The sequence below is a fragment of the Amycolatopsis sp. NPDC045836 genome, from assembly GCF_056431745.1.
This window is the reverse complement of the sequence record NZ_JBWKKF010000006.1, coordinates 216,243-239,994: the sequence shown is the minus strand read 5'-3', so window position 1 is coordinate 239,994 and position 23,752 is coordinate 216,243. Positions and strand designations below refer to the sequence as shown.

Sequence of the window (23,752 nt, the reverse complement as noted above, 5' to 3'; positions counted from 1 at the left end):
CAGGTGCAGACGACCATGAAAGGCCGCCGATGATCACGCAACTCGCCCAGCAAGCCCCGGAGATGGGAGGGCTCGCCGGATGGGCGGTGAGTCTGATGGACACGCTCGGAGGGGTGGGCGCGGCCGTGATCGTCGGCCTCGACAACCTCTTCCCGCCCATCCCCAGCGAACTGGTCCTGCCGCTGGCCGGGTTCTCCGCCAGCCAGGGCACGTTCAGCCTGGCCGAGGCACTGATCTGGACCACGCTCGGCTCGGTGGTCGGCGCGGTGGTCGTCTACTACCTCGGCGCCCTGCTCGGCCGGGACCGCTGCCGCGCGCTGATCTGCAAGGTCCCGCTGGTCAAGGGCTCGGACTTCGACAAGACCGAGCAGTGGTTCGCCAAGCACGGCACCAAGGCGGTCTTCTTCGGCCGGATGGTCCCGCTGTTCCGCAGCATGATCTCGCTGCCAGCCGGGATCGAGAAGATGCCGTTGTGGAAGTTCCTGTCGCTGACCACGCTCGGCAGCCTGCTCTGGAACACCATCTTCGTGGTGGCCGGCTACCTCCTCGGGGCCAACTGGCACGTCATGGAGGAGTACGCGGGCATCTTCCAGAAGGTGGTCATCGGCCTGGTGGTGCTGGCCGTGGTGGTCTTCGTGGTGAAGCGGCTGAAGAACCGGGGCAAGGACGACGACGAGGAGGAGACCGGCGAGCCGGACGAGGAGGACAGTCCCACCCGCATGCTCTCGGTCCCCGAGATGACCGGTGGCCGCGGCCGCTTCGTCGGCGACCTCCGCTCGGACGAGGAACGCAGGTGAGGTGCGGGGGCCGGTCCGCCCCCGCACCTCGTCGGCTCAAGCCGCCTGCGTGACCGGCGCCGCCGCCGGGGCCAGCGCCAGCTCCAGCACCTCCCGCACCGAAGCCACCGGGTGCACGTCCAGCTCGGCCAGCACCTCGGCGGGCACGTCGTCCAGGTCCGGCTCGTTGCGCTGCGGGATGACCACCGTCTTCATCCCGGCCCGGTGCGCGGCGAGCAGCTTCTGCTTCACCCCGCCGATCGGCAGCACCCGACCGGTCAGCGACACCTCACCGGTCATCGCCACGTCGGCCCGCACCACCCGGCCGGAGAGCAGGGAGGCCAGCGCGGTGGTCATGGTGACCCCGGCCGACGGCCCGTCCTTCGGCACCGCGCCGGCGGGCACGTGGATGTGGATACCGCGTTCGGCCAGGTCACCGACCGGCAGCTCCAGCTCGGCCCCGCGGGAACGCAGGTAGGACAGCGCGATCTGGGCCGACTCCTTCATCACCTCGCCCAGCTGCCCGGTCAGGGACAGCCCGGTGCCGCCGGTCTCCTTGTCCGACAGCGACGCCTCCACGTAGAGCACGTCACCGCCGGCCCCGGTCACCGCCAGCCCGGTCGCCACGCCGGGGATCGAGGTCCGCTGGGTGGAGGCGGGCAGGGACGACTCCGGCAGGTGCCGCGGCCGCCCGAGGTAGGTCTCCAGGTCGGCGGCGTCCACCGTGACCGGCAGCTCGACCTCGTCCAGCGCCACCTTCGTGGTGATCTTGCGCAGCACCTTCGCGATGGTCCGGTTGGCCGCGCGCACGCCTGCCTCCCGGGTGTACTCCGCCGCGATCCGGCTGAGCGCCGCGTCGGTCAGCGTCACGTCGCCCGCGGCCAGCCCGGCCCGCTCCAGCTCCCGCGGCAGCAGGTGGTCGCGGCCGATGGTGACCTTCTCGTGCTCGGTGTAGCCGTCGAGGGTGACCAGCTCCATCCGGTCCAGCAGCGGGCCGGGAATGGTCTCCAGCGCGTTGGCCGTGGCCAGGAACACCACGTCCGACAGGTCCAGCTCGACCTCGAGGTAGTGGTCGCGGAAGGTGTGGTTCTGCTCGGGGTCGAGCACCTCCAGCAGCGCCGCGGTCGGGTCGCCGCGGTAGTCGGCGCCCACCTTGTCGATCTCGTCGAGCAGCACCACCGGGTTCATCGAACCGGCTTCCTTGATCGCCCGCACCACGCGGCCGGGCAGCGCGCCGACGTAGGTGCGCCGGTGCCCGCGGATCTCGGCCTCGTCGCGGATGCCGCCGAGCGCCACCCGGACGAACTTGCGGCCCATCGCCTTCGCGATCGACTCACCCAGCGAGGTCTTGCCGACCCCGGGAGGACCGGCGAGCGCCAGCACGGCACCCGACCGCCGCCCACCCACGACCGCACCCGCGTCGACCCGGCGCTTGCGCACGGCCAGGTACTCGATGATGCGTTCCTTCACGTCGTCCAGGCCCGCGTGGTCGGTGTCCAGGATCTGCCGGGCGCCCGCGATGTCGTAGGCGTCCTCGGTGGTGGTGTTCCACGGCATCTCCAGCACCGTGTCCAGCCAGGTGCGGATCCAGCCGCCCTCCGGCGACTGGTCGGAGGTGCGCTCCAGCTTGTCCACCTCGGCCAGCGCGGCCTTGCGCACGTGCTCGGGCAGCTCGGCCGACTCCACGCGGGAGCGGTAGTCGTCGTCCTCGCCGCTGCCGTCCAGCTCACCGAGTTCCTTGCGGATCGCTTCGAGCTGGCGGCGCAGCAGGAACTCCTTCTGCTGCTTCTCCATGCCCTCGGCCACGTCCTTGCGGATCGTGTCGGTCACCTCCAGCTCGGCCAGGTGCTCGCGGGTCCACTCCAGCGCCTTCTCCAGGCGGGCGGCGACGTCCAGCGTGCGCAGCAGCTCGAGCTTCTGCTCGGTGCCCAGGTAGGGCGCGTTGCCCGCGAGGTCCGCCAGCGCCGACGGGTCCTCCAGCTCCTGCACCGCGTCCAGCATCTGCCAGACCCCGCGCTGCTGGAGCACGGACAGCACCACGGCCTTGTACTCACCGGCGAGCTGCCGGGTCTGCTCGTCGACGGGCAGTTCGGCGGCGGTTTCGGCGTGCACCCACCGGGCGGCACCGGGGCCGTCGCCGGTGGTGCCCACGTGGGCCCGCCGGACCCCGCGCAGCACCACGACGGCCTTGCCGCCGGGCACGCGCCCGATGCGCTCGACGGTGGCGACCGTGCCCATCTCGGCGTACTCGCCGTCCACGCGCGGCACGATCAGCACCTCCGCCTTGGGGGTGGTCCGGATGCCGGGCACGGTCGGGCCCTGGGGCTTGGCCTGCGCGGACTCCACCGCGGCACGCGTTTCGGCTTCGGTCAGGTCGAACGGCACGACCATGCCGGGCAGCACCACGTCGGAGTCGAGGGGGAGTACGGGCAGGAGCCGGGTGTCGGTCATCGAATGCTCCTTCGTTGTTGAGTCTGCTCTGCTCAACTTTCCGGAGCCCGGGTTTGTTTCCGCTGGTTGTTCGCCCGTAGCGAGCGCCGTCCGGGAATAAAACCGGTTACGGCTTCTCGGCGACGAAGCACCAGGCGAACGGCCGTGCCTTCGCCTCGCGGGCGGTCAGCTCGCGGTCGGGGCGCCAGTCCGGCAGGTGCGTGACACCCGGTTCCAGCAGCGTCCAGCCGCCGATCCAGCGCTCGATCTCCTCGCGGTCGCGCAGCCAGACCGGGTTCTGCGTGTTCCGGTACTGCGCGGCGAAGTTCCGCACGCCCTCGGCTTCCTCGCCGGTGGTGCCGCCGACCGACATCTGCGACAGCGCCAGCCAGCTGCCCGGCGCCAGCTTGTCGCGGTAGGTGCGCACCAGCCCGTCCGGGTCGTCGTCGGGGCCGACGAAGTGCAGCACGGCCATCATCAGCAGGCAGACCGGCTGGTCGAAGTCGATCAGCCGCCGCGTGGTCGGGTGGTCGAAGATCGCCTTCGGGTGCCGCAGGTCCTCCTGCACGTGCCCGGCCCAGCCGGTGGCGCCCTGCCGTTCCAGGATGAGCGTGGCGTGCGCGGTGGCCACCGCCTCGTAGTCCACGTAGACCACCGTCGCCCGCTCCCGCTCACCCAGTTCCCCGCGGACCACCTCGTGCACGTTGCCCGCGGTCGGCACCCCGGAACCGAGGTCGAGGAACTGCCGGATGCCCGCGTCCAGCGCGGCCCGCACCGCGCGGTTCATGAACTCGCGGTTGTGCTTCGCGCCCGGCTTCACGTGCGGCCACTGCTCTTCGATCCGCCTGCCGAACTCCCGGTCCACCGCCCAGTTCTGCGTGCCGCCGAGGTAGAAGTCGTAGACCCGGGCCGACGACGGCTTCTCGGTGTCCACCCCGGCCGGGGCTTCGGGCGCGGAATCGGGACGATGGGTCAACGCGGGCTCCGGGGGGTGCGGCGAACTGTGTTCAACAGTTCTAGCGCACCGCCGGTCGCCGGTACCAGTAGGTCCACAGCGGCCGGTAACCCTGGGCGTACCAGAACGGCGTCGACCGCGGGTTCGCCAGCGCGTGGTGCAGCAGCGCCAGGTCCACGCCCTCGGTGTCGAACACCTGGTGCGCGTGCTCGGCCAGCGCCGTGCCGACCCCGGTGCCGCGGGCCTGCTCGGCCACGTTCAGCGAAGTCAGGTAGCCGATCTTCGGGCCACCGGTCTGGTCGACGTAGATCTTCGACCAGTCCGAGGCCGGCGGCAGCTGCACCCTGGCCACGCCGAGCGCCTTGCCGTACACCTCGGCGATCCACAACGGCGGTTCGTCCCGCGCGAGCACCTCCTCCACTTCGGCGGTCAGCGCGCGCTCGGTGCTCTGGCGCACCGTCGCCACCCCGAACTGGGCGTCGTAGTGCTGGAGTTCCAGCAGCAGTTCGACGACGTTCGCGACGTCGCCGCGGGTGGCCGTGCGCACGGCCACGCCCGGCGTCCGCCGCGGCCCGCGACCGTGCCGTTCCGCCGGGCGCAGGGCCACCACGCGCACCGGCGCGAAGCCGTGCCGCAGCAGTTCACCGGCGCCGGTCGAGTCGCGGCTGGGGCGGATCACCACCGCCGCGGTCTCCCAGTCCCCGGGCGTGGTGCCGGAGTCGGCCAGGCGGGCCAGCCACTTCTCCAGCAGCAGGCCGAGCGCGGTACCCGGGTCGGGACCGGCCAGCCGCAGGTCCAGCCGGTGCTCGACCAGCGCGCGCCACTGCGCCCCCGGGGCGTCGGCGGCGATCTTCTCGCAGGACAACAAGCCGAGCCCGGCGGAGTCGCGGGCTTCGGCGGTCAGCACGTCGTCGGTGTTCTCCGGCAGGTCCCCCGGCGCGGGGATCAACGGGTCGACGGCCTTGAGCCGGGTGGCGTGCTCGGTGGCGATGGCAGCAAAATCAGTGAGGTCCACATCACACATTCAAGTCCCCGGGAGGCTGCCGGGGTAACCCGGCCTACCGCTCGGTGGGACCCGAATACCACTCGCGTTTCACCCCGGTGGTTCCCCCCGGCCCACGCGGTTGGCTAGGAGTTAACCCTTAGCTGATCCCATAATGGTCGGAACGAGGCTGGAATACCCCCTCCGGGGTACAGTGACTCCTCGTTCGCGATCAGGCCGTAAGGAGGTTGCATGCCGGACTCAGGTGGCAGAACCGCTACCGCCGGCCCGGTGCCCTCGGCAGCGACGGACGAGGCGGCGGTCGACGAACGGCGGTTCCGGGTCTACACCGCGACGGTGCTCACCGTCGGCCTGGTCACCGCGGCGGTGGTCAGCTGGTGGCTGCCGTTCGAGGGCTCGGCGATGCTCTGGTGGATCACCCCGGTCCTCGCGCTGGCCTTCCTGCTCGCCGAGCAGCTCGGCATCAACGTCGACGTCCGCAGCGGCATCTCCTGGACCATCTCCTTCACCGAGATCCCGCTGGTCATCGGCTTCTTCATCGCCCCGTTCGAAGTGGTGCTGGTGGCGCACCTGATCGCCGGCGTCGGCACCCTGCTGGCTCGCAAGGTACGCGGTCGCGTGCTCTACAACGCCGGCGCCTTCCTGCTGGAGATCACCGGCGCCTTCGCGGTCGCCGGGCTGGTCAAGGTCGCCGTCGGCGAGGACGGCATGCCGTGGGTGGCCGCGCTGGCAGGCACGCTCACCGCGCCGCTGGTCAGCACCCTGCTCGCGCTCGCCGCCGTCCGCGTGCTGCGCCGCCGGATGCGGATCAGCACCGCGCTGCGGCTGACCGGCCGGATCCTGGTCGTCGGCTTCGTCAACGCCTCGGTCGGCCTGTCCGGCTACCTGGTCATCTTCCACGTGCCGCAGGCGTGGCCGCTGGTGCTCGCGGTGTTCCTCGGCCTCACCGCGTTGTACTGGGCCTACTCGGACCTGCTGCGCGAACAGCGGGACATGGAAGCGTTGTCCGACGTCAGCCTGATGGTCGCGCGGTCGGGTCAGCAGGCCGCCGCCCGCCCGGCCAGCCGCGCCGACGACTTCGGCCGCGGCGTCGACGTCGTCGAATGGGGCGCGATCGCCGAACGCATCAAGGACCAGCTCGCCGCCGGTCGCGTGGTGCTGCGGCTGCGGCTCGAACCCACCGACGCGATGCGCGCGGTCGTCTCCGGCGACCCGCTGCCCGCCGAGGACACCACCGCCGACGACCCGCTGGTCCGCCTGCCCGGCGCGCACGTCCGCCACTTCCGGCTCACCGAAGCCAATCCCGAGGTGCGCGGCGCGCTGCTGGACCGGGGCGCGCAGGAGGCGCTCGTGGTGCCGCTGCGCAGCGCCAACCAGTTGCTCGGCATCATCGAGGCCCACGACCGGCTGTCCCGCTGGCGCGGGTTCGGCAAGTCCGACGTGCAGCTGCTCGGCACCATGGCCAGCCACCTGGCCACCGCGCTGGACAACCGCCGCCTGCTGGCCACCCTGCGCCACGACGCCTACCACGACCCGCTGACCGGCCTGCTCAACCGGCCGGGCTTCCGCCAGGTGGCCCGCGAGCCGCTGCGCGAACGCCTCGGCGCGGTGGTGCTCCGGATCGAGCTGGACGTCTTCTCCACGGTCAGCGACGCGCTCGGGTACGCCTGGGCCGACCGGATGGTCATCGCCGCCGGTCGCCGCATCCGCGACACCCTCGGCAGCGACGTGCCGCTGGCCCGCCTCGAAGGCGCCTCGTTCGCCGCGCTGATCGTCGAGCGCACGCCGGAGCAGGCGCACGAGATCGCCGACCGCCTGCGGGCCGAACTGTCCGCGCCCTACCCCGTCGACCGGCTGACCGTCGAGGCCAACGCCAAGGTCGGTTACGCCTCGCCGACGCCGGAGGAGGAGAGCGCCGACGCGGTCGACGTGGACGCCCTGCTCCAGCGCGCCGACGTGGCGGTGCGGGCCACCCGCGGCGGCGAAGAGGTCCGCGGTTACGTGCCGAGCATGGGCCAGATCTTCATGCGCCGGTTCCAGATGGTCACCCAGTTCCGCCAGTCCGTGGAGGACGGCCAGGTCAGCGTGCACTACCAGCCCAAGGTGACGCTGCCGAACCGGCACGTGCAGGGCGTGGAGGCGCTGGTCCGCTGGGTGCACCCGGAGTTCGGCAAGCTCGACCCGGACGAGTTCGTGCCCGCGGTCGAGGCGGCCGGCCTGATCGGCGTGCTCACCGAGTTCGTGCTGGAGCAGTCGCTGCGGCGGGTGCGCAAGTGGCTGGACGAGGGCCTGCGGATCTCCGCCGCGGTCAACCTGTCCGTGCGCAACCTGGCCGACGAGGAGTTCCCGCGCAAGGTGGTCAAGGCGCTGGAGCGCTTCGATGTGCCGCCCGAGCTGCTCACCTTCGAGCTGACCGAGTCCGGCGTGATGTCCGACCCGCAGAAGGCGCTGCCGATCCTGCGCGAGCTGCACTCGCTGGGCATCGTGCTGGCGGTGGACGACTTCGGCACCGGCTACTCGTCGCTGGCCTACCTGCGGCAGCTGCCGGTGGACCAGGTCAAGATCGACAAGAGCTTCGTCCTCGGCATGGGCACCGACCTCGGCGACCTCGCGGTGGTCCGCTCGATCGTCGAGCTGGGGCACTCGCTCGGCCTGACGGTGGTCGCCGAGGGCGTCGAGGACGACGTGGCCCGCGACCAGCTGGAGGCGATGGGCTGCGACGTGGCGCAGGGCTACCTGATCTCGCGCCCGCTCGCCGAGGACCGGCTGGAGGCCTGGCTGCTGGCCCGCACGGCCCGGTCGCCCGGACGGCACACCGAGACCGTGCTGACCCTGCTGACCTGAGGTTTTCCCGAAAGGGACCCCCCTGACAGGGGGCCGCGAGGGCCTTGGTAGTCTTTTCGAGCAAGAACAGAGCAGGCCCCTTTAGCTCAGTCGGCAGAGCGTCTCCATGGTAAGGAGAAGGTCTACGGTTCGATTCCGTAAAGGGGCTCGGTGACCTGCGCCGCGATGCGTAAGCGCGTATCGCGGCTTGGGCCATGTGCGGCGGTGTAGCTCAGTTGGCAGAGCAAGCGGCTCATAATCGCTGTGTCGCCGGTTCAAGTCCGGCCACCGCTACGCGAGTGGGTGGGCCTTGTTCGCGGACTGCGCGAACCTTGCTCGCTCCGCCGTTGCCCCGGGGGTCGAACCCCCGGACCCCCGCCAGGGGGTGAGCCCCCTGGACCCCCAGGGTGGTGCCTGCGTTGTCGGGTGCGGCTGGGGTCATTTTCTGTGTAGAGAGAGGCTAGTGCCGTGGCTGCGACCGACGTGCGACCGAAGATCACGCTGGCGTGCGAAGAGTGCAAGCACCGCAACTACATCACCAAGAAGAACCGGCGCAACAACCCGGACCGCTTGGAGATGAAGAAGTTCTGCCCGAACTGCGGTACGCACCGGACCCACAAGGAGACCCGCTGAGCGCTCGGCGCTCGCGCGGCCCGCACGCGACCTGACGAACAGGCCGTCCCCGTGACCGGGGGCGGCCTGTTCGGCGTTTGAACGGTGATTTACCAACTACTACATGGTGGTTGGCAAGTTACCGACTAAAGTTGGTACCACTTTCGGGTGACCTAAAACACACTGTGCTTCGCCGGTCACGGCCGGTGTTCCGTTGGTCCCCCTGCGAAAGTGAGTTGCCGGATGAAGATCAACCCTGGACGGCGCCGGATCGCCCAGACCGCGATCGCGCTGCTGGCCGGAGCCACGGCGGTCGGTTTCCTCACCCCGGCCACCGCGGCCGCCGGAGTCGACGGCTACGCGGCCGAGGTCGCCGACGCCGCCATCGCCTCGGTCACCGCGAAGGGCCTCACCGAAGCACAGGCGAAGCAGCTGCTGAACACCCAGGAAGCCCGTGCCAACACGCTGAACACCGCGCTGGGCGCGCTCGGCGACCGCCAGGCGGGCGGCTTCTTCGAGGCCGACGGCACGCCGGTGGTCAACGTGCTCGACGCGGCCGCCGCCGAGCGGGTCACCGCGACCGGTGCGGTGGCGAAGGTGGTCAAGCACTCGGCCGCCCAGCTCGAAGCCACGCAGACCGCGCTCGAAGCCCTGCCCGCGGTGGCGCACACCTCGATCGGCAAGGACCACAAGACCAACCAGGTCGTGGTCACCATCGCCGATGCCGCCCAGGGCGCCGACGCGCTGCTGGCCGAGGCCGCCAAGCTCGGTGACCAGGTCCGCGTGCAGCACGTGGCGGGCGAGATGACCCCGGCCATCCTCAACGGCGAGGCCATCACCGGCGGCGGCTCCCGCTGCTCGGCCGGCTTCAACACCAACAAGGGCGGCCAGAACTACATCGTCGACGCCGGGCACTGCACCGGTGCGGTGGCCAACTGGGACGGCATCGGCCCGTCGGTCGAGGCCAGCTTCCCCGGCAACGACCACGGCCTGATCCAGAACAACAGCGGTGACGCCCCGGGCGCGGTGACCCTGTGGAACGGCTCCACCCAGGCGATCACCTCGGCCGGCAACGCCACCCAGGGCCAGGAGATCTGCAAGAGCGGCAGCACCACCAACCTCACCTGCGGCTCGGTCACCGCGACCGACGTCACGGTGAACTACCCGCAGGGCGCGGTGGACGGCCTGATCCAGACCAGCGCGAGCGTCAACTCCGGTGACTCGGGCGGCTGCCTGTTCGCCGGCAGCGTCGGCGTCGGCATCACCTCCGGCATGGGCGGCGGCAGCTCGTTCTTCCAGCCGGTCACCGAGGCCCTTTCGGCCTACGGCGTGTCGCTGAACTGAGTGCTTTCCCAGGAGCGGGGCCTTCCTCACGGTGAGGAGTGCCCCGCTCCGCTCGTGCCCGGTAACCTGCTCGGGTGCCTCTGGACCCCTCGTTCGCCGGCCGGTCGTACCCGCCGAGCAGCGCCTACGAAGTCAGCCGGGTGAAGATCGCCGAGTTCGCCGACGCGATCGGCGACGCCAACCCGCTCTACCGCGATCCCGCGGCCGCGCGCGCCGCGGGGTACCCCGACGTGATCGCGCCGCCGACCTTCCTCACCGTGATCAACCTCGCCGCGATCAACGTCATCGTCGGCGACCCCGAGCTGGGCCTCGACTACTCGCGCATGGTCCACGGTGACCAGGACTTCCGGCACAGCCGCCCGGTGCACGCCGGGGACGTGCTCGAGCTGACCGTGCACATCGACGAGATCATGGCCCGCGCGGGCAACGACTTCATCACCCTGCGCGCGGAGATCACCGACGCGGCCGGGCAGCACGTGTGCACCACGCGCGCCCAGCTGGTCGTCCGAGGGGAGGCCGCCGCGTGAGCGCGTTCACCGCCGGTGAGGAACTGCCGCCGCTGTCCGTCCGGGTGACGCGGGAGCAGCTGGTCCGCTACGCCGGGGCGTCGCTGGACTTCAACCCGATCCACTGGAACGAGGCCTTCGCCAAGGAGGTCGGGCTGCCGGACGTGATCGGGCACGGCATGCTCACCATGGCACTCGGTGCCAGGGTGATCACCGACTGGCTCGGCGACCCGGGCAGGCTCGTCCAGTACTTCACCCGGTTCACCCGCCCGGTCGTGGTGCCGAACGACACCGAGGGCGCGCTGGTCGAGTTCAGCGCCAAGGTGGCCAAGGTGAACGAGGACGGCACCGCCCGCGTCGACGTGACCGCGAAGTTCGACGGCAAGTCGGTGCTGGGCAAGGCGCAGGCGGTGGTCCGGCCTAGCTGACCACCTTGTGCACGGCCTCGGCCATCGCCTCCTGGCCCTTCGCGTTGGGGTGCAGGCCGATCGCGGGTGAGGTGGCCACCAGGCCCTCCACCCAGCGCGTGTCGGGGTTCGTGCACACGTCGTGGCCCTTGGTCGGGCCCGCCGTGTCGGCGAAGCCGGCGTCGTTGTTCTCGGCGGTGTCGGAGAGGGTCTTGTTGAGGTCGGCGAGCGCGTCGCGGAGGTAGGCCACATCGGGCACGCCGACCGGCAGGGCGGGCCAGCAGCCCTCGCCGTCGGGCAGCACGGTCGGGTAGCCGACCACGACGAGCTGCGCCTTGGGTGCCTTGGCGCGGATCTTCTTCAGCAGCTCGGCCACCTTGTCGCCGGTGGCGTCGATCTTCGCGGCCAGCTGGTCCTTGCCGCCCGCGGTGAACTTCTCCTTGCAGGGCGCCGCGTTGGGGGTGCTGGCGACGCAGTCGGCGGCGAAGCCGATGAAACCGACGTCGTTGCCGCCGATGCCCAGCGTGACCAGGGTGGTCGCCTCGTTGACCGCGTTGAGCTGCGGGGGATTGGTGCCGTTGCCGGTCTTCTGCGAGCCGGTGATCGAGCCGGTCACCGCGCCGCTGCAGCTGACGTCGGCGAACTCGGCCGGCTTGATCTTGGCGGCGACCAGGTGCGGGTAGTTGTTGTCCGAGCGCGCGCACCCGGCGGGTTCGCCCGCCTGCTTGCCGGTCTTCGGCGAGGAGGTGTAGGAGTCACCGAGCGCCACGTAGCGCCCGGTGCCCCCGCCGATCTCCGAGCCGGGCGGCGCCGGCGGTGCCTCGGAGCCGCCGTTCTGGGTCTTGTAGTAACCGAATCCGACGGCCGCCGCGAGCACCACCGCCAACAGGAGGCAGCCGCTGCCGCCGTTCTTCGCCACACGATCGTTTGTACGCGATCAGGGGCGCGCCGCACTCCCCGTACCGGGTGACGCGGTGCGGCGATCGAGTAGGTCGTTGAGCAGTCCGGCGGCTTCCCGCGGCCGGTCGACCGTGACGAACACGCTGCGGCCGGTCTTCAGGTCGATCCGCAGCGCCTCCCCGCCGCGGACCTTGTAGGCGGTGTCGCCGGTGAGCGGGTTGACGCGGTGCCCGAGGCCGGTGAAGAAGCTGACCGCGGCCACGTCCGCCCCGGCGATCCGGTCGAGCGGCAGCTGCCTGCGGAAGACCAGCGTGCGGATGGTGACACCGCCGTCGTCGACCCGGACCCGCAGCCGGGACACCGCGGAGAGCGCGAGCCCGACGCCCGCCGTGATCAGCGGGTACGCGTATCCCGGCAGGTCACCGCCGAGCAGGGTGAGCGGGGTGGCGAGCGCGAGCCACGGCAGGTGGGGGTTGCGTGCCCCGCCGGACCAGGTGGCGCGTTCGCCCGGCCGCAGGCCGACGGACGGCCCCGCGGTCCTGGCGGGCACGCCGCCCTTCGGCGCGATGAGCACCGCGAGCAGCCCGGCGGCGAGCGCGCCGCCGACCGGCGCGGTGAGCACCAGCGGGAAGTCGTCCGCCCGGCGCCAGTCGGCGGCGTCGAGATTGGCGGCGAGCGCCGCGAGGGCGGCGGCGGGCAGGAGGGAGACGATGCCGGTGGCCACGCCGATGCCGAGCCGGTGCGGTCGCCAGGTGAACAGCAGGCTGGACGCGATCAGCAGCACCGCCGTGACGGCGAGCACGATCGGCACGAACACCGCGGCGTCGGCGGTGCCGCTGGGCACGCCGTTCTGCCAGTGCACGGCGATCGGTTCGGGAAGCCGCTCGCGCCAGCTCTCGAACAGCAGCGCCAGGGTCGTCGCGAGGGCGCCGGGCACCCCGGCGGTGGCGAGCGTGGTGCGGAGACGGTTCACGGGTAGCGCTCCTTGATCGTCCGGGTGAGTTCGTCGGCGTCGAGCCCGAGCCGCTTGGCCTCGGTGATCAGCTCGCCCACCAGCGCCGACAGCCGGGCGCGCTCCTGCGCGCCGGCGATGACCACCGCGCCGCGCCGGCGCCGCAGGTCGATGAGGCCCTCGTCGCGGAGCAGCGCGTAGGCGCGGAGGACCGTGTGGATGTTGATCTCCAGCGAGGCCGCCAACTCCCGCGCGGGCGGCAACTGCTCGCCGCGCTGGAGCTCCCCCTCGGCCAGCGCACGCCGCACGGCCGCCGCCACCTGCTCGAACAACGGCAACGAGGACTTCGGATCAACCCGCACCAACATAGTTCGAACTCTACTAGAACAATCTCGATAGTTCTATATCAAAGCGAACAATTGCCATGGGCTCCGCCCGCGGCGGCCAGCAGCCGCTTTCGAACCCCGCCTGTCCACGGGAGTTGTCCACAGGTGGGCTCCCTTGTGGACAACTCCGGCTCGAAAGCCGAACCGGCCGGACCCGCGGGGTAGCGTGAGAAGCGCGGAAAGGGGGTGATCAGCAGCGAGCAACCAGGGCGAACAGCTCATCGGCGCGGTCGGTGGCTTCGGCCGCGGTCCGGGTGACGAAGTGCAGATCGACGAAGGTCTCCTCGAGACCCGCCTCGCGCGCGGCGGAGATCTGGGTGGCCACGTCGGTCAGCTCGACACCCGGGCGTGGGTTCAGCCGCAGGACGCGGCGCAGCTCGCCGGGGTCGCGACCGGCGCGGTCGGCGGCGGCGCGGACGACGTCCCACTGGCGGGCCAGCACGTCCAGCGGGCGTCCGGCGGGCAGCCAGCCGTCCGCCTTGCGGCCGACGCGCTCCAGCGCGGCTTCGGTGTGGGCACCGAGCAGCAGGGGAGGGTGCGGGCTCTGCACCGGGCGCAGGTCCACCCGTGACGGCGGGATCTGCCACAGCGGGCCTTCGTGCGCCACGGGGTCGCCGGTCCAGATGGCCACGAGCGCGTCCACCAGTTCCTCGAGCCGCTTGCCCCGCGCCCGCCACGACACCCCGGTCGCCGCGTACTCCGAGCGCATCCAGCCGATGCCGAGGCCGACGTCCAGCCGTCCCCGGCTGACCAGGTCGAGCGAGGTCAGCGTCCGCGCCAGCAGGACCGGCGAGTGCAGCGTGCCGATCAGCGCGCTGCTGCCCAGCCGGACCCGCGAGGTCGCGGTCGCCGCCACGGTCAGGGCGACCAGCGGGTCGAAGTACCTGGTGAACTCGGGCGGGTACGGCCGGTCCGGGGTGCCGCTCGGGTAGCGGTCGCTCGGTTCGAGCGGGGTCAGCACCCGGTCGCCGACCCACAGGGAGTCGTAGCCGACCTCCTCCGCGTGGGCGGCGAAGGTGGCGATGCCCACCGGATCGGCGAGGCCGCCGTAGTGCGGCAGGCCGATCCCGAGACGCATCAGCGCGCCTCGGCGAGCAGTCGCGCCACCCGGCTGATGCCCTCGACCAGGTCGTCCTTGGCCAGCGCGTACGAGAACCGGAAGTAACCCGGCGTGCCGAACGCCTCACCGGGGACCGCGGCGACCTCCGCCTCGCGCAGCAGCAGGTCCGCCAGCTGCACCGTGTCGGCCGGCCGCTCGCCGCGGATCTCCTTGCCGAGCAGCGACTTCACCGACGGGTACGCGTAGAACGCGCCCTCCGGCGTCGGGCAGTCGACACCGGGGATGTCCGACAGCATCGCCACGATCGTCCGGCGCCGCTCGTCGAAGGACTCCCGCATCCGCGCCACCGCGTCCAGCGGCCCGGCCACCGCGGCCAGCGCCGCCCGCTGCGAAACGTTGGCCACGTTCCCGCACAGGTGCGACTGGTAGCTCGACGCCGCCTTGATCACGTCCGCCGGTCCGACGATCCAGCCGACCCGCCAGCCGGTCATCGAGTAGGTCTTCGCCACCCCGTTCAGCACCAGCGTGCGGTCGGCCATCTCCGGCACCACCACCGGCAGGGACTCCGCCTTCGCGCCGTCGTAGACCAGGTGCTCGTAGATCTCGTCGGAGACCACCCAGATGCCGTGCTCCAGCGCCCAGCGGCCGATCGCCTCCACCTGCTCCCGCGGGTACACCGCTCCGGTCGGGTTCGACGGCGAGTTGAACAGCAGCACCTTCGTCCGCGGCGTCCGCGCGGCCTCCAACTGCTCCACGCCGACCAGGTAGCCGGTCGATTCGTCCGCGGTGACCTGCACCGGAACACCACCGGCCAGGGTGATCGACTCGGGGTAGGTGGTCCAGTACGGCGCGGGCAGCAGCACCTCGTCGCCGGGGTCGAGCAGGGTGGCGAACGCCGAGTAGACCGCCTGCTTGCCGCCGTTGGTCACCAGCGTCTGCGACGGCTCGACCCGCAGCCCGGAGTCGCGCAGCGTCTTCGCCGCGATCGCCTCCCGCAGCTCGGGCAGGCCCGCCGCCGCGGTGTACCCGTGGTTCGCGCGGTCCCGCACGGCCGCGGCCGCCGCCTCGACCACGTAGTCCGGCGTGGGGAAGTCGGGCTGACCCGCGCCGAAGCCGATGACCGGCCTGCCCTCGGCCTTGAGCGCCTTGGCCTTGGCGTCCACGGCGAGCGTGGCGGACGGGTTGATGCCGGCGATCCTGGCCGAAACGCGGCCGCTGGTGGTCATGGGGCCAGTTTTCCACGAGAGGTGCCCTTCGCCACAAGTTGGTCCGGCCCCGCGACAGGGGTAGCTTGCACATGCCGGTGAGGCGTGCCGTAGACTTCCGAACTTGGAACGCCCGACACTCGTCCCCGCAGGGATGCGGGGAGGGTCGAATGCGTCCAGGAGCGGCGGTTGCGCTCAAAGGGGTGTAGCTCAATTGGCAGAGCAGCGGTCTCCAAAACCGCAGGTTGCAGGTTCAAGTCCTGTCACCCCTGCGTATCAGTCGGTGAAGCGGAGGAGTGGTTCGTGAGCGAGGACGGCGAGAAGGACCAGGAGAAGGAGCCGAAGCGCCCTTCTCGTCCGGTCACCGCCGCGGCTCGGCGTGAGCGTCGCGCCTCCGCCCGGCCAGCCGGCAAGGCAGGTGCGGCCAAGTCCGAAGAGGACGGGGACAAGACCCGCCCGGTCGCCAAGGCGTCCGACGCCAAGGCCAAGCCGACCCCGAAGCGTGATCGCAAGGAGAAGCAGACCTCTCCGATCAAGCGGTTGACCCGCTTCATCCGCGAGGTGTGGTCCGAGCTGCGGAAGGTCATCTGGCCGACCCGCAAGCAGATGGTCACCTACACCGCGGTGGTGCTGGTCTTCCTGGCCTTCATGGTGGCCCTGGTCTTCGGCCTGGACCTCGTGTTCCACGAGGCCATCGGTGTCGTATTCGGCAACTGAGCGCGCCGGCGGCCGCCGCTGAACCCAGCGGTGCCACGGCTACGCCCCGAGTACGACACGTGATCAACTGAGAGGACGGAACGTGACCTCCGACAACGGCACAGGCAGCGGTCAGGAGCTGACCGACCTTTCCGACGCCCAGGTGTTCGAGGCCGTCGACAACGACGACGAGCGCACCGAGCCGGTTGAGGCGGACAGCTCCGACGAGCCGGCCGAAGACGCGGCGGCCACGGAACCGGCTGACGAACCCGAAGCGGCCGAAGCCGACGAGGACGAGGACCCGGTCGCCAAGCTGCGTGCCGAGCTGAAGGCCGCGCCCGGCGAGTGGTACGTCGTGCACTCGTACGCGGGTTACGAGAACAAGGTCAAGACCAATCTCGAGACCCGTACCCAGACGCTGGACGTCGAGGAGTTCATCTTCCAGATCGAGGTGCCGACCGAAGAGGTCACCGAGATCAAGAACGGCCAGCGCAAGCAGGTGCAGCGCAAGGTGCTGCCCGGCTACATCCTGGTCCGGATGGAGCTGAACGACGCTTCCTGGAGCGCCGTGCGCAACACCCCCGGGGTCACCGGTTTTGTCGGGGCCACCTCGCGCCCGTCGCCGCTGACCATCGACGAGGTGCTGAAGTTCCTCGCCCCGCAGGTCGAGAAGGCCGCCCCGGCGAAGGCCAAGGGCGAGACCGCGGCGGTGGAGGCCCCGCTCGGCGGCGGTACCGTGGAGGTGGACTTCGAGGTCGGCGAGTCGGTCACCGTGATGGACGGCCCGTTCGCCACCCTGCCCGCCACGATCAGCGAAGTGAACGCCGACGGGCAGAAGCTGAAGGTCCTGGTGTCGATCTTCGGCCGGGAGACGCCGGTCGAGCTGTCGTTCAACCAGGTCTCCAAGATCTGACGGCTCGGCACCGAGCCGGCAGTCCCCGCGTACTGGCAGGTGTGCGGGGGACTTGATAGTGAGAAGGACACGAAGCAATGCCACCCAAGAAGAAGAAGCTTGCAGCGATCATCAAGCTGCAGATCTCGGCGGGGGCCGCGAACCCGGCTCCGCCGGTCGGCCCCGCGCTGGGTCAGCACGGCGTCAACATCATGGAGTTCTGCAAGGCCTACAACGCGGCGACTGAGTCCCAGCGCGGCAACGTGGTGCCGGTCGAGATCTCCGTGTACGAGGACCGGTCGTTCGACTTCAAGCTGAAGACGCCGCCGGCCGCGAAGCTGCTGCTGAAGGCCGCGGGCGTGGAGAAGGGCTCGGGCGAGCCGCACAAGACCAAGGTTGCCAAGGTCACCTGGGACCAGGTCCGTGAGATCGCCGAGACCAAGAAGAGCGACCTCAACGCCAACGACATCGACCAGGCCGCGAAGATCATCGCCGGCACCGCCCGCTCCATGGGCATCACGGTCGAAGGCTGACCTCAGCTGCTCCCGCGAAATCGCGCTGGTGTCTGGAAGACAGCAGCTCCCAGCGATTTCGCCGTCCCGCCGGAGGCGGGACAAAAAGCACCGTGGGAGAGCCAGGCGCTGGCTCCGACCACAACTGATCCACTGAAACGCTAGTTAAGGACAGAAGCATGACCAAGCGCAGCAAGGCTTATCGCCAGGCCGCCGAGCTGGTCGACCGCGAGCGGCTGTACGCCCCGCTCGAGGCCGCGAAGCTCGCCAAGGAGACGTCCAAGACCAAGATGGACGCCACCGTCGAGGTCGCCATGCGCCTCGGCGTGGACCCCCGCAAGGCCGACCAGATGGTCCGCGGCACCGTGAACCTGCCGCACGGCACCGGTAAGACCGCCCGCGTCATCGTCTTCGCCACCGGCGACAAGGCCGCCGAGGCCGAAGCCGCCGGCGCGGACGCGGTCGGCACCGACGAACTGATCGAGCGCATCCAGGGTGGCTGGCTCGACTTCGACGCCGCGATCGCGACGCCGGACCAGATGGCGAAGGTCGGGCGCATCGCCCGGATCCTCGGCCCGCGTGGCCTGATGCCGAACCCGAAGACCGGCACGGTGACCCCCGCGGTCGCCAAGGCCGTCGCCGACATCAAGGGCGGGAAGATCAACTTCCGCGTCGACAAGCAGGCCAACCTGCACCTGGTGATCGGCAAGGCTTCGTTCGACACCGACAAGCTGGTGGAGAACTACGCCGCCGCGCTGGACGAGATCCTGCGCGCCAAGCCGTCGTCGGCGAAGGGCCGCTACCTGAAGAAGGTCACCTTCACCACGACCATGGGCCCGGGCATCCCGGTGGACCCGGCTCGCACCCGCAACCTCCTCGCCGAGGACGCGAACGCCTGAGCCAGGCCGAAGGCAACAAGAAGGGGCGGTCCCGCGGGACCGCCCCTTCTTCGCGTTCACAGGGTGGCGAGCTCGGCCTCCAGCTGGTCGGCCAGCTTGTTCATGATCTTCGCGTAACTGGCGTAGCTGAGCGGGGCGACGGCGTCCCATTCGACGAAGCGGTCGTTCGCGGCGGCGGGCATCGCGGCGAACACCGGGTTCGCCTTGAGCTGCGCCGGTGGGATGGAAGCCGGGCGGGTGTCCCACATCAGGATGTCGCCCTGGTACTTGTCGGCGCGCTCCCAGGACAGGATTTCGAAGTAACCGCCGCCGTTGGTGTCCGGCGCGTCCGGCGTCCTGATCGGCAGGCCGAGGCCCTCGGTGTAGTAGGCGAGGTCGGGGTTGCGGCCCGGCACCACGACGAAGTACTGGTCGGGCAGGCCACCGATGGCCAGGATGCTGCGGTTCTCCGCCTTCATCCGCGTGCCGATGTCCCGGACCCGCTGGGCGGCCGCCTGGAACGCCTGCTCGTCGGCCTTGACCCGCTCGGAGTCCACGTCACCGCCGAGGCTGCGGGCGAGGTCCTTGTAGCGGGAGATGGTCTTCGGCAGGTCGGCGCCGGACTGCACGATGCCGGCGGTCGGGGTGACCTCCAGCGCGCGCTTCTCCTGGTCCTCCTTCAGGTGCCAGAGGCCGGGGAACTCCGCGTACTTGCCGCTGACCAGCAGTTCCGGCTTCAGCGATGCGAGGCGTTCGAGGTTCAGCTCACCGTAGGCCGGGCCGGTCACGTCGGTGACCTCGGACGGCACCAGGCTGCCCGCTTCCGGCTCGACCGTGCCGTCGGCGCGGACCAGCGGGCCGAAGGTGCCGGTCACCTCCACCCCGAAGTCCTTCAGCGCGGCGGCCGAGGACACCTGGGCGACCACCCGCTGGGGCGTGGCCGCGGCGGTCACCGTGGTGCCGCGGTCGTCGGTGAAGGACCAGCCGCCGGACGCGGGCGCGGCGCCCGGCTCCGCCGAACCGCAGGCCGTCAGGGAAACGAGCGCGACGGCCACCGCCACGAGCGTCTTTCTGCGCACTTCGCACAACCTCCGTAGTTAGGTGAAGCAACCCTAACCACGACGGCTGTCCGATCCGGACGGTTGTGACGAGCGTCAGTTCGACGGCGGCGCGCTCGGCCGGCCCCCGGGGCACGGGTCCGGGCCGGGTTCGTGGCCGGTGATCAGCCACTGCTCGCCCTTGACCGGCGCACCCGAGGCGTCGACCTTCTGCCGTTCGACGGTGAACACGCCCAGCGCGCGCCCGCCGCCCTTGATCTCGTAGTCGCAGGAATCGATCACCAGCACGTCGCCGGGCAGTTCGCCGGACCGGTTGAACGGGATCGACTGCGCGTACTGGGTCTTGTTGGTGACCTCGGTGCTGAGCTGGTTGACCGCCTGCGCGCAGTCGGCGAAACCGAGGTCGGCGGCGAACTTGGCCTGCGCGGGCTTGGCCAGGTTGCCGCAGGCCAGGTCGGGCCGGTTCTGCGCGATCTGCTGGTAGACCAGCTGGACCGCGCGGTACGGGTTGGGCTGGAGCAGTTCGGTGGCGCTGTAGGTGCCGCGACCGGCCTCGGGGGCGGGCAGCTCCTCGTCCCCGCCGGGGAAGAAGTGGTGGTACGCCCAAGTGGCGGCCAGGGCGAGCAGCACGAGCAGGATGACCCAGCCGAGCACCTTCTTGCCGAGCCACACCAGCCAGCGCGGGGCCCGGCGCCGGGGCGGCTCGGGTGGCGGGGGTGCCCACTGCGGCTGGCTGGGCTGGGGCAGCGGGGGCGGCTGCTGGGCCAGCTCACCGCCCTGCTTGCTCTCCTGGTACTTCAGGAACTCCTGGAACTGCTGGAACTGGTGGAACTGACGCAGCTGCTCCGGGTCGACCGGCGGTGGCGGGGCGGGCTCCGCCCGGCGGGCAGGTTCGACCTCGGCCCCTGGCTGCTCTTCTCCGCGCTGGTCCGCCACGTGCTCATGATGCCCGTCTTCCGCGGGCAAAAGCAGGGTGGGTGCGGAACGCCCCGGCCGGGGACGTATAGTTGTCGGCGGTTCTACCGAAGACCGCTGGTCTTCCCCGGGTGCGAGTCCGGGGAACGAAGGTCCCCCAGGTTTGGCGGGCGGCCCGCGCAGGAGGAACGAGGCTCGACCACGTCGTGGTCGTTCGACGCCCCGCGCCTGTCTGCGCCGGGGCGTTTTGTCGTTCACGGGAGTCCTCCACGGCGGTCACCAGCCAAGAGAGGAGGCGACCCATGGCGAAGCCCGACAAGGTGACGGCCGTCGCCGAGATCGCGGACCGGTTCCGCACCAGCTCGGCCACCGTCGTTACCGAGTACACCGGCCTCTCCGTCGCCCAGCTGTCGCAGCTGCGTGTCGCTCTCGGCTCCAGTGCCAAGTACCGCGTCGCGAAGAACACCCTCGTCCAGCGCGCTGCGCAGGAAGCCGGTGTCCAGGGTCTGGATGACCTCTTCGTCGGCCCGACCGCGATCGCCTTCGTCGAAGGTGAAGCGGTCGACGCCGCGAAGGCGCTCCGTGACTTCGCGAAGGACAACAGCGCCCTTGTCATCAAGGGCGGCTACATGGACGGCAAGCCCCTCAGCGTCGCCGAGATCAACCGCCTGGCGGATCTCGAAAGCCGTGAGGTGCTGCTGGCCAAGGCCGCCGGCGCGTTCAAGGCCAAGTTGTCCCAGGCCGCCGCGCTGTTCCAGGCGCCGGCTTCCCAGGTCGCCCGGCTCGCCGCCGCGCTCGAAGAGAAGCGCAAGGGCGAAGAGGGCGGCGCGGGCGAAGCACCTGCCGAAAGCTGAAACAACCCCCCTGAACTCTAGAGTTCACATCCAGAGAGGAACGCCATCATGGCGAAGCTGAGCACCGAAGAACTGCTCGACGCCTTCAAGGAGCTGACGCTGCTTGAGCTGTCCGAGTTCGTGAAGCAGTTCGAGGAGACCTTCGACGTCACCGCGGCCGCCCCGGCCGCCGTGGTCGCCGCCGCCCCGGGTGCCGCGGCTCCGGCCGCCGCCGAGGAGCAGGACGAGTTCGACGTCGTGCTCGAGTCCGCCGGTGACAAGAAGATCCAGGTCATCAAGGTGGTCCGCGAGGTCGTCTCCGGCCTGGGCCTGAAGGAGGCCAAGGAGCTGGTCGAGGGCGCGCCCAAGGCCATCCTGGAGAAGGTCGACAAGGACGCCGCCGAGGCCGCCAAGGAGAAGCTCGAGGGTGCCGGCGCCAAGGTCTCCCTCAAGTGACCCAGCGCTGACCCGCGCGCAAAGGGGCGAGCACCGCGAAGGTGCTCGCCCCTTTCTGCGCTCTGCTGCGGAATGCGCCCGGATGGGCTACGGTGCCGCTACCGCGCCCGATCCGCGCCGGAAAACTCGTGAGTAACCTGTGCCCGCCCGGCTCGTTGCTCAACCAGGGTGGGTACGAGAGCCGACGATGAAGACTGCTCCTGGAGGTGCGATGGGTGCCGAGGTGGTCGTCGAGGGTCTGACGAAGTCCTTCGGGAGGCAGGCCATCTGGCGGGACGTGACGCTGACCCTGCCGCCGGGTGAGGTCTCCGTGCTGCTGGGCCCGTCCGGCACCGGGAAGTCGGTGTTCCTGAAGTCGATGATCGGCCTGCTCAAGCCCGAGCGCGGCAGTTGCACGATCAACGGCGTGGACATCGTCCGCTGCTCGGAGTCGAAGCTGTACGAAACGCGCAAGCTGTTCGGGGTGCTGTTCCAGGACGGCGCGCTCTTCGGCTCGATGAACCTCTACGACAACGTCGCGTTCCCGCTCCGCGAGCACACGAAGAAGTCGGAAACCGAGGTCAAGCGGATCGTACTGGAAAAGCTCGACATGACCGGGCTGGCCGGTGCGGAGAAGAAGCTCCCCGGCGAGATCTCCGGCGGGATGCGCAAGCGCGCCGGGCTGGCCCGCGCGCTGGTGCTGGACCCGGAGATCATCCTGGTCGACGAGCCGGACTCCGGCCTGGACCCGGTGCGCACCACCTACATCAGCCAGCTGTTCATCGACGTGAACACGCAGATCGACGCCACCTTCCTGATCGTCACGCACAACATCAACCTGGCGCGCACGGTGCCGGACAACATCGGCATGCTCTTCCGCAAGGAACTGGTCATGTTCGGCCCGCGCGAGGTGCTGCTGACCAGTGAGGAACCGGTGGTCAAGCAGTTCCTGAACGGCCGGATGGACGGCCCGATCGGGATGAGCGAGGAGAAGGACTCCGCCACGCTGGCCGCGGAGAAGGCCATGTTCGAGGCCGGCCACCACGCCGGTGGGGTGGAGGACGTGCACGGGGTGCCGCCGCAGATGCAGCCCACCCCCGGCCTGCCGGAGCGCCAGGGCGCCCGCCGCCGCCAGGACCGCGTGATGCGCAACCTGCACACGCTGCCGGAGGCCGCGCAGGAGAAGGTCATCGAATCGCTCTCGCCGGAGGAGCAGCGGCACTACGGCGTGCAACCGCACCGGCTGGTCGGTGCCAGACCGCAGCCGCGGTATGCGGGGCAGCCGCCGAACCAGCACAGCGGCCAGCTCCCGGCGGACCAGATCGCCAGCGTGCCGCGCAGCGGGTGGCGCGATCCACGTGATCCCGGGCAGGGCGGTACATGAGTTCGGCCACCACCGCCAAGATCCCCGGGATCGGCATGCTCCGCGAGACCGGGAAGCTCTTCGCGCTCGGCCTCGACGTCATCCGCGGGATCTTCCAGCGCCCGTTCCAGGTGCGCGAGTTCATCCAGCAGTCCTGGTTCATCGCCAGCGTCACCATCCTGCCGACGGCGCTGGTCGCCATTCCGTTCGGCGCGCTGGTCGCGCTGCAGCTCGGCTCGCTGATCACCCAGCTCGGCGCGCAGTCGTTCATCGGCGCGGCGAGCGTGCTGGCGATCATCCAGCAGGCCGCGCCGATCGTCACCGCGCTGCTGGTGGCCGGGGCGGGCGGGTCGGCGATCTGCGCCGACATCGGCGCCCGCACCATCCGCGAGGAGATCGACGCGATGGAGGTGCTCGGCGTCTCCGCGGTGCAGCGGCTGATCGTGCCGCGCGTGCTCGCCTCGATGCTGGTCGCGGTGCTGCTGAACGGCGTGGTCAGCGTGATCGGCGTGCTCGGCGGGTACTTCTTCAACGTGGTGCTGCAGGGCGGTACCCCCGGCGCCTACCTGGCCAGCTTCTCCGCCCTGGCGCAGCTGCCCGACCTGTGGATCAGCGAGCTGAAGGCGTTGATCTTCGGCTTCATCGCCGGGGTGGTGGCCGCCTACCGCGGGCTGAACCCGCCGCCGGGCCCCAAGGGCGTCGGTGACGCGGTGAACCAGGCCGTGGTGATCACCTTCCTGCTGCTGTTCTTCGTCAACTTCATCCTCACCCTGCTCTACCTGCAGGTCGTTCCGGCGAAGGGGAGCTAGAG

General features: G+C 70.5%; 23 protein-coding genes, 3 tRNA genes and 1 pseudogene. 17 read left to right on the top strand and 10 right to left on the bottom strand.

Features of this window, described 5'->3' with window-relative positions:
- Positions 1–29: 29 nt before the first annotated feature.
- Positions 30–660: pseudogene (locus AC07EG_RS13225) on the top strand (DedA family protein); the annotation flags it as partial.
- A 173-nt stretch (positions 661–833) separates the two neighbouring features.
- Here AC07EG_RS13225 and lon read toward each other — a convergent pair.
- From lon to AC07EG_RS13210, 3 genes are all read right to left on the bottom strand, one after another.
- Positions 834–3,227, bottom strand: a complete 2,394-nt coding sequence (gene lon, locus AC07EG_RS13220) for an endopeptidase La (RefSeq protein WP_478253308.1) — start codon at positions 3,225–3,227, stop codon at positions 834–836.
- A 106-nt stretch (positions 3,228–3,333) separates the two neighbouring features.
- Complete coding sequence (locus tag AC07EG_RS13215) at positions 3,334–4,182, bottom strand: SAM-dependent methyltransferase (RefSeq protein WP_478253307.1); 849 nt, start codon at positions 4,180–4,182, stop codon at positions 3,334–3,336.
- 40 nt (positions 4,183–4,222) lie between these two features.
- Positions 4,223–5,185, bottom strand: coding sequence for a GNAT family N-acetyltransferase (locus AC07EG_RS13210; protein ID WP_478253306.1), 963 nt, complete (start codon positions 5,183–5,185; stop codon positions 4,223–4,225).
- A 210-nt stretch (positions 5,186–5,395) separates the two neighbouring features.
- Here AC07EG_RS13210 and AC07EG_RS13205 point away from each other — a divergent pair, with 210 nt between their 5' ends.
- From AC07EG_RS13205 to AC07EG_RS13175, 7 genes are all read left to right on the top strand, one after another.
- Positions 5,396–8,008: a putative bifunctional diguanylate cyclase/phosphodiesterase gene (locus AC07EG_RS13205; RefSeq protein WP_478253305.1), complete on the top strand. Its 2,613-nt coding sequence runs from the start codon at positions 5,396–5,398 to the stop codon at positions 8,006–8,008.
- Positions 8,009–8,083: 75 nt separating this feature from the next.
- Positions 8,084–8,156, top strand: a tRNA-Thr gene (locus AC07EG_RS13200).
- A 52-nt stretch (positions 8,157–8,208) separates the two neighbouring features.
- Positions 8,209–8,281, top strand: a tRNA-Met gene (locus AC07EG_RS13195).
- A 174-nt stretch (positions 8,282–8,455) separates the two neighbouring features.
- Complete coding sequence (gene rpmG / locus AC07EG_RS13190) at positions 8,456–8,620, top strand: 50S ribosomal protein L33 (protein WP_005152047.1); 165 nt, start codon at positions 8,456–8,458, stop codon at positions 8,618–8,620.
- Between the two features lie 222 nt (positions 8,621–8,842).
- Positions 8,843–9,943 (top strand): S1 family peptidase, encoded by a 1,101-nt coding sequence (locus AC07EG_RS13185; RefSeq protein ID WP_478253304.1) that lies wholly within the window; start codon positions 8,843–8,845, stop codon positions 9,941–9,943.
- 74 nt (positions 9,944–10,017) lie between these two features.
- Positions 10,018–10,470: a MaoC family dehydratase N-terminal domain-containing protein gene (locus tag AC07EG_RS13180; RefSeq protein ID WP_478253303.1), complete on the top strand. Its 453-nt coding sequence runs from the start codon at positions 10,018–10,020 to the stop codon at positions 10,468–10,470.
- Complete coding sequence (locus AC07EG_RS13175; RefSeq protein ID WP_478253302.1) at positions 10,467–10,877, top strand: MaoC family dehydratase; 411 nt, start codon at positions 10,467–10,469, stop codon at positions 10,875–10,877. The genes AC07EG_RS13180 and AC07EG_RS13175 overlap by 4 nt, the downstream gene beginning before the upstream one ends.
- On the opposite strand, the gene AC07EG_RS13170 is transcribed toward AC07EG_RS13175, so the two are convergent.
- The 5 genes from AC07EG_RS13170 to AC07EG_RS13150 all read right to left on the bottom strand — a co-directional run bounded on the left by AC07EG_RS13170 (position 10,870) and on the right by AC07EG_RS13150 (position 15,380).
- Positions 10,870–11,775 (bottom strand): SGNH/GDSL hydrolase family protein, encoded by a 906-nt coding sequence (locus AC07EG_RS13170; protein ID WP_478253301.1) that lies wholly within the window; start codon positions 11,773–11,775, stop codon positions 10,870–10,872. The genes AC07EG_RS13175 and AC07EG_RS13170 overlap by 8 nt on opposite strands.
- 18 nt (positions 11,776–11,793) lie before the next feature.
- Positions 11,794–12,729 carry a hypothetical protein gene (locus AC07EG_RS13165; RefSeq protein ID WP_478253300.1) on the bottom strand — a complete coding sequence of 312 codons (936 nt, stop codon included), beginning with the start codon at positions 12,727–12,729 and terminating at the stop codon, positions 11,794–11,796.
- Entirely contained in the window at positions 12,726–13,076 is a 351-nt protein-coding gene (locus AC07EG_RS13160; RefSeq protein WP_478253299.1) for a GntR family transcriptional regulator, read from the bottom strand. Before AC07EG_RS13160 ends, AC07EG_RS13165 begins: the two co-directional genes overlap by 4 nt.
- A 208-nt stretch (positions 13,077–13,284) precedes the next feature.
- Complete coding sequence (locus AC07EG_RS13155; RefSeq protein WP_478253298.1) at positions 13,285–14,172, bottom strand: TIGR03619 family F420-dependent LLM class oxidoreductase; 888 nt, start codon at positions 14,170–14,172, stop codon at positions 13,285–13,287.
- Positions 14,172–15,380 (bottom strand): pyridoxal phosphate-dependent aminotransferase, encoded by a 1,209-nt coding sequence (locus AC07EG_RS13150; RefSeq protein ID WP_478253297.1) that lies wholly within the window; start codon positions 15,378–15,380, stop codon positions 14,172–14,174. Before AC07EG_RS13150 ends, AC07EG_RS13155 begins: the two co-directional genes overlap by 1 nt.
- 178 nt (positions 15,381–15,558) lie before the next feature.
- Here AC07EG_RS13150 and AC07EG_RS13145 point away from each other — a divergent pair.
- From AC07EG_RS13145 to rplA, 5 genes are all read left to right on the top strand, one after another.
- Positions 15,559–15,631, top strand: a tRNA-Trp gene (locus tag AC07EG_RS13145).
- Between the two features lie 31 nt (positions 15,632–15,662).
- On the top strand, positions 15,663–16,076 hold the full coding sequence (gene secE, locus AC07EG_RS13140) for a preprotein translocase subunit SecE (protein WP_478253296.1): 414 nt from the start codon (positions 15,663–15,665) through the stop codon (positions 16,074–16,076).
- Positions 16,077–16,158: 82 nt separating this feature from the next.
- Entirely contained in the window at positions 16,159–16,968 is an 810-nt protein-coding gene (nusG, locus tag AC07EG_RS13135; RefSeq protein WP_478253295.1) for a transcription termination/antitermination protein NusG, read from the top strand.
- A gap of 77 nt (positions 16,969–17,045) precedes the next feature.
- On the top strand, positions 17,046–17,480 hold the full coding sequence (gene rplK, locus AC07EG_RS13130; RefSeq protein ID WP_113695832.1) for a 50S ribosomal protein L11: 435 nt from the start codon (positions 17,046–17,048) through the stop codon (positions 17,478–17,480).
- A 158-nt stretch (positions 17,481–17,638) separates the two neighbouring features.
- Positions 17,639–18,358, top strand: a complete 720-nt coding sequence (gene rplA, locus AC07EG_RS13125; protein ID WP_478253294.1) for a 50S ribosomal protein L1 — start codon at positions 17,639–17,641, stop codon at positions 18,356–18,358.
- Between the two features lie 56 nt (positions 18,359–18,414).
- Here the strand turns inward: rplA and AC07EG_RS13120 are convergent, their stop codons facing one another.
- Complete coding sequence (locus AC07EG_RS13120; protein WP_478253293.1) at positions 18,415–19,416, bottom strand: ABC transporter substrate-binding protein; 1,002 nt, start codon at positions 19,414–19,416, stop codon at positions 18,415–18,417.
- A gap of 75 nt (positions 19,417–19,491) precedes the next feature.
- Positions 19,492–20,331: a hypothetical protein gene (locus tag AC07EG_RS13115; RefSeq protein ID WP_478253292.1), complete on the bottom strand. Its 840-nt coding sequence runs from the start codon at positions 20,329–20,331 to the stop codon at positions 19,492–19,494.
- Positions 20,332–20,612: 281 nt separating this feature from the next.
- Between AC07EG_RS13115 and rplJ the strand changes: the two genes are divergently transcribed.
- The 4 genes from rplJ to AC07EG_RS13095 all read left to right on the top strand — a co-directional run bounded on the left by rplJ (position 20,613) and on the right by AC07EG_RS13095 (position 23,750).
- The gene (gene rplJ, locus AC07EG_RS13110) at positions 20,613–21,164 is read left to right on the top strand and encodes a 50S ribosomal protein L10 (RefSeq protein WP_478253291.1); all 552 of its coding nucleotides are present in this window, start codon (positions 20,613–20,615) and stop codon (positions 21,162–21,164) included.
- Between the two features lie 48 nt (positions 21,165–21,212).
- Entirely contained in the window at positions 21,213–21,599 is a 387-nt protein-coding gene (rplL, locus tag AC07EG_RS13105; RefSeq protein WP_478253290.1) for a 50S ribosomal protein L7/L12, read from the top strand.
- Between the two features lie 211 nt (positions 21,600–21,810).
- Positions 21,811–22,962 (top strand): ABC transporter ATP-binding protein, encoded by a 1,152-nt coding sequence (locus AC07EG_RS13100; protein WP_478253289.1) that lies wholly within the window; start codon positions 21,811–21,813, stop codon positions 22,960–22,962.
- A complete protein-coding gene (locus tag AC07EG_RS13095; RefSeq protein WP_478253288.1) occupies positions 22,959–23,750 on the top strand; it encodes an MlaE family ABC transporter permease in 792 nt (263 codons plus the stop codon). The genes AC07EG_RS13100 and AC07EG_RS13095 overlap by 4 nt, the downstream gene beginning before the upstream one ends.
- The last annotated feature ends 2 nt before the right edge of the window (positions 23,751–23,752 follow it).